Annotated in this window: 9 protein-coding genes; 6 read left to right on the top strand and 3 right to left on the bottom strand. The window is 74.6% G+C overall.

The window, feature by feature from the left end; all coding sequences use genetic code 11:
* Window positions 1–2 precede the first annotated feature (2 nt).
* Together AB0F01_RS01550 and AB0F01_RS01545 are read left to right on the top strand one after the other, a co-directional pair.
* Window positions 3–191, top strand: coding sequence for a DUF397 domain-containing protein (locus AB0F01_RS01550; RefSeq protein WP_362089081.1), 189 nt, complete (start codon window positions 3–5; stop codon window positions 189–191).
* A 71-nt stretch (window positions 192–262) separates the two neighbouring features.
* The gene (locus AB0F01_RS01545; RefSeq protein WP_362089080.1) at window positions 263–1,027 is read left to right on the top strand and encodes an endonuclease/exonuclease/phosphatase family protein; all 765 of its coding nucleotides are present in this window, start codon (window positions 263–265) and stop codon (window positions 1,025–1,027) included.
* Between the two features lie 10 nt (window positions 1,028–1,037).
* Here AB0F01_RS01545 and AB0F01_RS01540 read toward each other — a convergent pair whose 3' ends face one another.
* The gene (locus AB0F01_RS01540; protein WP_362089079.1) at window positions 1,038–1,679 is read right to left on the bottom strand and encodes a hypothetical protein; all 642 of its coding nucleotides are present in this window, start codon (window positions 1,677–1,679) and stop codon (window positions 1,038–1,040) included.
* Window positions 1,672–2,469, bottom strand: coding sequence for an alpha/beta fold hydrolase (locus AB0F01_RS01535; RefSeq protein WP_362089078.1), 798 nt, complete (start codon window positions 2,467–2,469; stop codon window positions 1,672–1,674). The genes AB0F01_RS01540 and AB0F01_RS01535 overlap by 8 nt, the downstream gene beginning before the upstream one ends.
* Before the next feature lie 214 nt (window positions 2,470–2,683).
* Here AB0F01_RS01535 and AB0F01_RS01530 point away from each other — a divergent pair, with 214 nt between their 5' ends.
* From AB0F01_RS01530 to AB0F01_RS01515, 4 genes are all read left to right on the top strand, one after another.
* Complete coding sequence (locus AB0F01_RS01530) at window positions 2,684–3,496, top strand: lysophospholipid acyltransferase family protein (protein ID WP_362089077.1); 813 nt, start codon at window positions 2,684–2,686, stop codon at window positions 3,494–3,496.
* 59 nt (window positions 3,497–3,555) lie between these two features.
* On the top strand, window positions 3,556–4,905 hold the full coding sequence (locus AB0F01_RS01525; protein ID WP_362089076.1) for a DUF5931 domain-containing protein: 1,350 nt from the start codon (window positions 3,556–3,558) through the stop codon (window positions 4,903–4,905).
* Window positions 4,902–5,606, top strand: coding sequence for a response regulator transcription factor (locus AB0F01_RS01520; RefSeq protein WP_362089075.1), 705 nt, complete (start codon window positions 4,902–4,904; stop codon window positions 5,604–5,606). The genes AB0F01_RS01525 and AB0F01_RS01520 overlap by 4 nt, the downstream gene beginning before the upstream one ends.
* A gap of 207 nt (window positions 5,607–5,813) precedes the next feature.
* Window positions 5,814–6,809 carry a 2-hydroxyacid dehydrogenase gene (locus tag AB0F01_RS01515; RefSeq protein WP_362089074.1) on the top strand — a complete coding sequence of 332 codons (996 nt, stop codon included), beginning with the start codon at window positions 5,814–5,816 and terminating at the stop codon, window positions 6,807–6,809.
* Here AB0F01_RS01515 and AB0F01_RS01510 read toward each other — a convergent pair.
* Window positions 6,761–8,731, bottom strand: a complete 1,971-nt coding sequence (locus AB0F01_RS01510) for an anthranilate synthase family protein (RefSeq protein ID WP_362089073.1) — start codon at window positions 8,729–8,731, stop codon at window positions 6,761–6,763. The genes AB0F01_RS01515 and AB0F01_RS01510 overlap by 49 nt on opposite strands.
* Between the last annotated feature and the right edge of the window lie 21 nt (window positions 8,732–8,752).

The raw sequence follows: 8,752 nt of genomic DNA, 5'->3' as shown, positions 1-8,752 counted from the left end.
AGATGGGTCACGGTGAGCCGGTCTGGTTCAAGAGCAGCCACAGCGGGTCCCAAGGCGACAGCTGTGTGGAGGTGGCCGTCACCCCCGGCTCCGTGCACGTGCGGGACTCCAAGACGAGGAACGGCCCCCGCTTCGCCGTCTCCGCGTCCGCCTGGCGGGACTTCCTCGCGGACCTGGCCGACGCCCGCTGAGCGGGTCCTTCCGGGGCGTGCCCGGCCCGTACGGCCCGTCGGATCGTGCGGGTCGGCGTATCTTGACCGGCATGGTGACGACTGGGCCGCTGCCCGACTCCCGTACCGAGCCGGACGGTTCGGCCGTGATCCGGGTGCTGAGCTACAACATCCGCTCGCTGCGCGACGACACGGCGGCGCTGGCCCGGGTGATCACCGCCTGCGCTCCGGATCTGGTCCTGGTGCAGGAGGCGCCGCGGTTCTTCCGGTGGCGCAAGAAGCTGGCCCGGCTGGCCTCGGACTCCGGACTGGTGATCCTCTCCGGGGGCGCCACGGCGGCCGGCCCCGCGCTGCTGTGCTCGCTGCGCGCGACCGTGGAGCGGACGGAGGACGTGTTGCTGCCGCTGCGTCCCGGGCAGCACCGGCGGGGGTTCGCCACCGCCGTCGTGCGGTTCGGCGGGGCCCGGCTCGGGGTGCTGAGCTGCCACCTGTCGCTGGACGCCGACGAGCGCTACGAGCAGGGCGGCATGCTCCTGGACCGGCTCGCCGGGATGGGGGCCGAGCACGCGGTCGCCGGGGGTGACGTCAACGAGCGGCCGGGCGGGCGGACCTTCCGGCGGCTGGCGGAGTCCCTCACCGACTGCCGGGTGGCGGCGCCCTGGGGCGGCGAGCACACCTGGACCAGGAACGAGCCGCACCGGCGCATCGACGCGGTCTTCGCGACCGAGGGCGTGGAGGTGTTGGGCTGCGGGGTGCCGCTGGACCATCCCGGGGTGACGGAGGCCGACCTGAGGGCGGCCACCGATCACCTTCCCGTACTGGCCGCCCTGAGGGTGCCGGCCGCCCCGGTGGCGTAGGCGCGCACGGTCAGACCACCGCGCCCCGGCCGGGATCGTCGTCGTCCTCGTCGTCGGTGCGCATGCGCATGACCAGGGTGGCGCAGCCGCCCAGGAAACCGCCGATGCTGAGCGTGGTCAGCCACCACGACATGTACCAGTCGAGCAGCACCGCCAGCAGGAGCAGCAGCGGGCCGCCGAGCACGCCCAGCCAGGCCAGCTTCACCGCCGGGTCCGTCTCCGGCAGCGGGGGCGGCTCGGGCGGGACGAAGTGGCCCTCGTCGGTCTCGTCGAGGTCGTCGTCGGAGGGCTCGCGCACGGTGTAGTCGCGGGGGCCGACGCCCGGCGCGAACGAGACGGAGCCGCCCAGCGGCGTGGCCGGTTCCTCGTCCGCCTTGGCCGGTGCCGGGGCCTGCGTCTGCACCCCGTCGTCACGGGAGTCGGCCGGGTCGTTGGCCGTGCTCTCCAGCAGCGCGAGGTCCTCCACCGACTTGAACGGCTTGGCGCCGGGCGGGTCCGGCGGCTCGTCGCCGTACCCGGCGACGATCGCCCGCCACGCGGCGTCCTCGTCGAAGGGCACGTCCTTGCCCGCGCCCTTCTCCATGCCCTTCTCCTGCGGCTCGCGGCCCTCGTGACCTTCACGGTCCTCGCGGCCCGCGTCGTGCTCAGCCACCTGCGGTCGTTCCTTCCTTGCCGAGACCGGCCTCGTCGACGGCGCCGGGTGCGAGCCGCCCGATGAACGCGGTGCTCTCGTCGAGGACGCGCTCCGCGTCGTGGTCCAACGTCGCCACGTGGTAGCTCTGTTCCAGCAGGACCTCCGTCACGTCGGTGGACGACACCCGACCGAGGATCCGCGCCGAGTCCGCCGGGGGCACCACGTGGTCCTGCGGGCTGCGCATCAGCAGCAGGGGCTGGGTCACCTGCGGCAGTTCGCCGTCCACCGTCCGCAGGAAGGTCCGCAGGGAGTGCGCGGCGTGCAGCGGCACCCGGTCGTAGCCCAGTTCGGTGACGCCGGGCCGGGCGATGTCGCTCGCGATGCCCCGCGTCGTCGGGACGAGGTGCCGCAGCACCGGGAGGGCGTGCGCCGCCACCCCGTGCATCCGGTTCGCCGGATTGACGACCAGCACGCCGCTCACCGCGTCCCCGTGCCGCGCGGCCAGCCGCAGGGCCAGCGCGCCGCCCATCGACAGCCCGGCCACGAACACCCGCTCGGAGCGCTCGCGCAGCCGCCGCAGCTCGCGGTCCACCTCCGCGTACCAGTCCTGCCAGCCGGTGACCCGCAGGTCCTCCCAGCGCGTGCCGTGTCCGGGCAGCAGGGGCAGCGAGACGGTCAGGCCCCGTCCGGCGAGGTGGTCCGCCCAGGGGCGCAGCGACTGGGGCGAACCGGTGAATCCGTGGCACAGCAGCACAGCGGTCCCGCCGCCCTCGTGGCGGAACGGCTCTGCTCCGGTCAGGAGCGGCACCTTCGGCCTCCTGTTCGTGAGACGGACGGGCACACGCGCGGTGCGGCGACGGACGACGGGGCCGGCGCGCCCGGGCCGGGGGCCGCACGACGCGCAGGACCTTCACCGTACGCGACCGCACTGACACCGACCAGGGCCGTCGGGTCCATCGGCCGCCCGCCGGGATAAGGTTCGTGCCACACACACGGGAGGCACGCGGTTGTTGTACGGCACCATGAAGGTCACCATCGGGGGGCCGCTGAAGCTCGCCTTCAGGCCCTGGGTGGAGGGCCTGGAGAACGTACCCGCCGAGGGTCCCGCGATCCTGGCCAGCAACCACCTGTCCTTCTCGGACTCCTTCTTCCTGCCGGCCGTCCTGGACCGCAAGGTCACCTTCATCGCCAAGGCCGAGTACTTCACCACGCCCGGCGTGAAAGGGCGGCTCACCGCCGCCTTCTTCAAAGGGGTCGGCCAGCTCCCCGTCGACCGCTCCGGCACCCGGGGCGCCGGCGAGGCGGCGATCAAGAGCGGCATAGAGGTCCTCGAACGCGGTGAGCTGTTCGGCATCTACCCCGAGGGCACCCGCTCGCCCGACGGCCGCCTCTACCGCGGCAAGCCGGGCGGCCTGGCGCGCGTGGCGCTGGCCACCGGCGCGCCCGTGCTGCCGGTCGCCATGATCGACACGGAGAAGATCCAGCCGCCCGGCAAGGTGATGCCCAAGCTCATGCGGCCGGGCATCCGCATCGGGCGCCCGCTGGACTTCCGCCGCTACCAGGGCATGGAGCACGACCGGTTCGTGCTCAGGGCGGTGACCGACGAGGTCATGTACGAAATCATGAAGCTGTCCGGCCAGGAGTACGTCGACATGTACGCCACCGCCATGAAGCGGCAGCTCGCGGAGGCGGCCAAGGCCGACAAGGAGGCCGAGAAGGCCGCCAGGGCCGCCCTCGCCCGCGCGGAGAAGGAGCAGGCGGCCAAGTTGCGGACGGCGATGGAAGAGGCGGGCCGGGACCGGCCGGAGCCGTCCGGCCGGGACCGCACCGAGTAGGCGTTTCCGGCCGGCGGGGGCGCGGGCCGGACACGGGGGCACGTGGGGGGACGGGGACGATGCCGGGGCGCGAGAAGGTCATGAGGATGTCGGTCGAGCAGCCGCTGTGGCGCGCGCTCGCCGGCTACCGGGTGCTCACCCTGCTCTACGCGGTCGGCCTGTTCGCCACCGCCTACGAGGAGTTCCGCCGCCCGTGGCTCGCCGTCGGCTACTTCGCGGTGCTGGCCGGCTGGACCCTCGCCACGCTGCCCAAGGTCGCCAACGCGGCGGCCTGCACCAAGCGCTTCCTCGCCGCCGACCTCACCCTCGCCCTCACCGGCATCCTGCTCACCCCGCTGGCCGACGCGCCCGAGCGGGTCCACGCGGGCGGCCCCACCCTGCCGTCGATATGGACGGCCGGAGCGGTGCTCGCGTTCGCGGTCAAGGGCGGCTGGCGCTGGGCGGCCCTCGCCTCCAGCCTCGTCGCCGTGGCCAACCTGGTGGAGCGCGGCAGTCCCGCCCGCGACACCGTGCACAACGTGATCCTCGTCTGGGTCGCCTCCATCGCCATCGGCTACGTGGTCGAGGTCGCCCGCGCCTCGGAGCGGACCCTGGCCCGCGCCCTGGAGATCGAGGCCGCCACCCGGGAACGCGAGCGGCTCGCGCGGGACATCCACGACAGCGTCCTCCAGGTGCTCGCGATGGTGCAGCGACGCGGCGCGGTGATCGGCGGCGAGGCGGCCGAGCTGGGCCGGATGGCCGGGGAGCAGGAGGTCGCCCTGCGCACCCTCGTCTCCGGAGGGCTGGTCCCGGCCGGCCGCACGCCGGGGGACGCCGCCCCGGGCGCCGCCGTGGCCGCCGCGGAGCGGGCCGGGCGGGACGACGGCGCGCCGGTCGACCTGCGCACGCTGCTCGCCCCGTTCGCCGGTTCCCGGACCGCCCTGGCCGAGCCCGGCGCCCCCGTCCTGCTGCCGCCCGGCGCCGCCCGGGAGCTGGCCGCCGCCGTCGGGGCCGCCCTGGACAACGTCCGCCGGCACGCCGGGGACGGGGCGCGCGCCTGGATCCTGGTGGAGGACGAGCCGCACGAGGTGATCGTCTCGGTGCGCGACGACGGTCCCGGCATCCCCGAGGGCCGGCTCGCCGAGGCCGAGGGCGAGGGCCGGCTCGGGGTGGCCCTGTCGATCCGGGGGCGGCTGCGCGACCTCGGCGGCCGGGCGGACCTGATCTCCGTCCCTGGCCAGGGCACGGAGGTGGAGCTGCGGCTCCCCCGGCCCGCCGGGGACGACGGCACCCGCGCGGGCGGCCCGGCGCACCACGACGACAGCGACCACGACGACAGCGACCACGACGGGCTCCCGGACGGCCGGGAGCCCGGCACCGACGGGGACCCCCCGGGGGAAGGCGGAGCAGCGATGACGGAGCAGCGATGACGGACACGGCGGAACAGCGGCCGGACGGCCGGGACCAGGGACCCGTGAGGGTGATGGTGGTCGACGACCACCCCATGTGGCGCGACGCCGTCGCCCGCGACCTGACGGAGTCCGGGTTCGAGGTGGTCGCCACGGCGGGCGACGGCGAACAGGCCGTGCGCCGCGCCCGGGCCACCACCCCCGACGTGCTGGTCCTCGACCTGAACCTGCCCGGCAAGCCCGGGGTCCAGGTCTGCAAGGAGGTCGTCGCCGCCCACCCCGGCGTGCGGGTGCTGGTGCTGTCGGCGAGCGGCGAGCACGCCGACGTGCTGGAGGCGGTGAAGTCGGGTGCGACCGGCTACCTGCTGAAGTCGGCGTCCACGCAGGAACTGCAGGAGGCGGTGCGCCGGACCGCCGCCGGGGACCCCGTGTTCACCCCGGGCCTGGCCGGACTCGTCCTCGGCGAGTACCGCCGCCTCGCCGCCGAACCGGCGCCCGCGCCCGACGACCAGGAGGCGAAGGCCCCCCGGCTGACCGAGCGGGAGACGGAGGTGCTGCGCCTGGTCGCCAAGGGCCTCAGCTACAAGCAGATCGCCGAGCGCCTCGTCATCTCCCACCGCACCGTCCAGAACCACGTGCAGAACACCCTCGGCAAACTCCAGCTGCACAACCGCGTCGAGCTCGTCCGGTACGCCATCGAACGCGGACTGGACGACGCGTAGGACGCGGCGGGCGGGGCGCGCTCGGGTGGCCGGCCCGGGCAGGCTCCCCGGGTCCCCGGGTCCCCGACAGGGCCGCGCGTCCCGGTCCCGTCGGGACGTCCGGGCCCGACCCGCGGCCGTCCGGCTCACGCGGTCCCCGCCCCCGGCCCCGTATATTCGCCGCTACGGCAGCCGTGGCGGCGAACGGTACGACCCCGGAGGGAACCCGTGGAGATCCTGGCATTCGGCGTGCAGGCCGACGAGAGTCCCCTGATCGAGCGGGCCTTCGAAGGGCATCACGCGGTCCGCGGACTGCACGTCTTCCTCGACGAGGACACCGCCCCCATCGCCTCCGGCCACGAGGTGATCTCCACCAGCGTCAACTGCGACCTCGGCGGTGCCGTCCTGGAGCAGCTCGCCGCGGGCGGCACCCGGATGGTCGCCCAGCGCTCCACCGGTTTCAACAACGTCGACCTCCAGGTGGCCGAACGGCTCGGGCTCACCGTCGCCCGCGTGTCGTCCTACTCCCCGTACTCGGTCGCCGAGTTCGCCTGGACGCTCGCCATGGCGGTCAACCGCCGCATCGTCCGCGCCTCCACCCGGACCCGCGACTTCGACTTCCGCCTCGACGGGCTGATGGGCCGCGACCTGCACGGCCGCACCGCCGGCATCCTGGGCACCGGCAAGATCGGCGAGGCGTTCGCCCGGATCGCCCACGGCTTCGGGATGCGCCTGCTCGGCTGGGACGTCGCCGAGAACCCCGCCTGCCGGGAACTCGGCCTGACCTACGTCCCCAAGGAGCGTCTGCTGGCCGAGTCCGACCTGGTCAGCCTGCACGTCCCGCTGCTGCCCGCGACCCGGCACCTGATCGACGCCGCCGCGCTGAAGTCGATGAAGGACGACGCCATCCTGATCAACTCCAGCCGCGGCGGCCTGGTGGACACCGCCGCGCTGGTCACCGAGCTGCGCGCGGGCCGCTTCACCGGGGTCGGCCTCGACGTGTACGAGGCGGAGGCGGGCCTGTTCTTCCTCGACAAGTCCCTGGAGGCCATCGAGGACGACACCCTGGCCCGCCTGGTCACCTTCCCCAACGTGCTGGTCACGTCCCACCAGGCGTACTACACCCGGGAGGCCGTCGGCCAGATCATCGCGACCACGGTGGACAACGTCCTCGACTACACCGCGGGCCGCCGGTCGGAGAACGTGCTGGTGCCGCGCAGCTGAGCCATCAGCTCGCCCACCAGCGCCGCGCCGTTCAGCGTCAGCACTGACTCCGGGTGGAACTGCACCCCGGCGAAGGCACCGCCGGGCGCCCCGCCCGGCCCGCGCAGCGCGTGCACCTCGCCGCCGGCCGTGCGGCTCACCTCGATGCCGTGCGCGGCCAGTTCCGCCGCCGTCGGGTCGTCGCAGTGCGCGGCGAAGCTGTTGTAGAAGCCGACGGTCTCCGGCCGCCCGAAGAAGTCGATCTCCGTCTGCGCGCCCTGGTACGGCACCTCCTTGCGGACGATGGGCAGTCCCAGCTCGGCGGCGATCAGCTCGTGCCCCAGGCACACCCCGAGCACCCCGTGCCGGTGGCCGTGCAGGGCCTGGGCCGTCAGGGCGCGCAGGAAGCGCATCTTCGGGTCGGCGGTGTCGGACGGGTCACCGGGGCCGGGCCCCAGCACCAGCGGACCCTCGTGCGCCAGCGCCGCCTCCCGCAGACCGGGCTCGTCGAAGCGCCGCACGGTCACCTGAAGGCCGCCCGAGCGCAGCACGTGCGCCAGCATCGCGGTGAACGTGTCCTCGGCGTCCACCACCAGCGCGTGGCCCGCCGGCGGGCCCGACGGCTCCTGCATCCGCAGCCAGAACGGCGCGAGCGAGGCACGCCGTCCGTCCAGCGCGGCCCGCACCCGGGGGTCGTCGGCGAGCCGGGGCCGCGCCCCCTCCTCGCGCGGACGGCCCGGACGCACCCCCAGCGCGGCCAGCACGCCGGCCGCCTTCGCGTGTGTCTCGGCCACCTCGCCCGCCGGGTCGGAGCCGCGCACCAGCGTGGCGCCGACCGGGACCCGCAGCCGCCCGGACGCGTCGATGTCGGCGGTGCGGATGAGGATCGGCGAGTCCAGGGTCTGCGCGCCGCCCGCGTCCCGGCCGAGCAGCGCCAGCGCGCCCGCGTAGTAGCCGCGCCCGCCGGCCTCGTGCCGTTCGATCACCCGGCAGGCGTTCTGCACCGGCGAGCCGGTGACGGTGGCCGCGAACAGGGTCTCCCGCAGCACCTCCCGCACGTCCAGCGAGGACCGGCCGCGCAGCTCGTACTCGGTGTGCGCGAGGTGCGCCATCTCCTTCAGGCGGGGGCCGACGACGACGCCGCCCCGGTCGCCGACGGTGCACATCATCTTCAGTTCCTCGTCGACGACCATCGACAGTTCCTCGATCTCCTTGCCGTCGGCGAGGAAGTCCAACAGGTGCTCCGCGCTCGGCCCGCCGGCCGGGTAGCGGTACGTTCCGCTGATCGGGTTCATCACCACCGTCCCGCCGGACGCCCGCACGTGCACCTCCGGGCTGGCCCCGACCAGAGTGCGCCCGCCCGTCGCCCGCGCTCCCGGGGAGGCCCCCGCCGGCCCCTCCCCGTCCCCGGTGTGCACGACGAACGTCCAGTACGCGCCCCGCTCGCCCTCCAGCAGCCGCCGGAACAGGGCGAGGGCGTCGGCCCGGCCGAACCCGGGGACGCGGCCCTCGTAGGTCCGCCGGATGACGAAGTTGGCGCCCTCGCCCCGCCCGATCTCCTCCCGCAGCACCCGGTCGACGACGCGGGCGTACTCCTCGTCGTCCACGTCGAAGCCGCCGTCCGCCACCCGGACGTCGTGCGCCGGGAGGGCGGCGAGGGCATCGGCCAGCGGGATCTCGTGGCGCTCCTCGGGGGTCAGCACCAGCAGCGGGGTGCCGTCGTCGCGCACGTCGAAGCCGCGCTCGCGGATCTGCCGGAACGGGACGAGCGCCAGGCCCTCGTCGGGCAGGTCCGCCAGCCGCTCGCGCGTGGTCACCGGGCCGCGCAGCAGCTCGACCACCCCGTGGTCGTGGCCGGGGGTGCGGCGGCGCAGCAGGGCGAACGGGCGGGGGTCGGCAAGGAGGTCGGCAAGAAGGTCGGCAAGAAGGTCGGTCGGATGCATCGGTCCTGGTCCCTCGGTGAC

The sequence above is a fragment of the Streptomyces sp. NPDC029526 genome, assembly GCF_040637405.1.
Lineage (GTDB): Bacteria > Actinomycetota > Actinomycetes > Streptomycetales > Streptomycetaceae > Streptomyces.
Note: the sequence above shows the minus strand (reverse complement) of the source record. Positions and strands in the feature narration are given on the sequence as shown.

What these genes read in the sequence shown, in the direction of transcription:
- AB0F01_RS01550 (WP_362089081.1), top strand. Translation starts at nt 3, where the DNA reads ATGGGTCACGGTGAGCCGGTCTGGTTCAAGAGCAGCCACAGCGGGTCC.
- AB0F01_RS01545 (WP_362089080.1), top strand. Translation starts at nt 263, where the DNA reads ATGGTGACGACTGGGCCGCTGCCCGACTCCCGTACCGAGCCGGACGGT.
- AB0F01_RS01530 (WP_362089077.1), top strand. Translation starts at nt 2,684, where the DNA reads ATGAAGGTCACCATCGGGGGGCCGCTGAAGCTCGCCTTCAGGCCCTGG.
- AB0F01_RS01525 (WP_362089076.1), top strand. Translation starts at nt 3,556, where the DNA reads ATGCCGGGGCGCGAGAAGGTCATGAGGATGTCGGTCGAGCAGCCGCTG.
- AB0F01_RS01520 (WP_362089075.1), top strand. Translation starts at nt 4,902, where the DNA reads ATGACGGACACGGCGGAACAGCGGCCGGACGGCCGGGACCAGGGACCC.
- AB0F01_RS01510 (WP_362089073.1), bottom strand. Translation starts at nt 8,731, where the DNA reads ATGCATCCGACCGACCTTCTTGCCGACCTTCTTGCCGACCTCCTTGCC.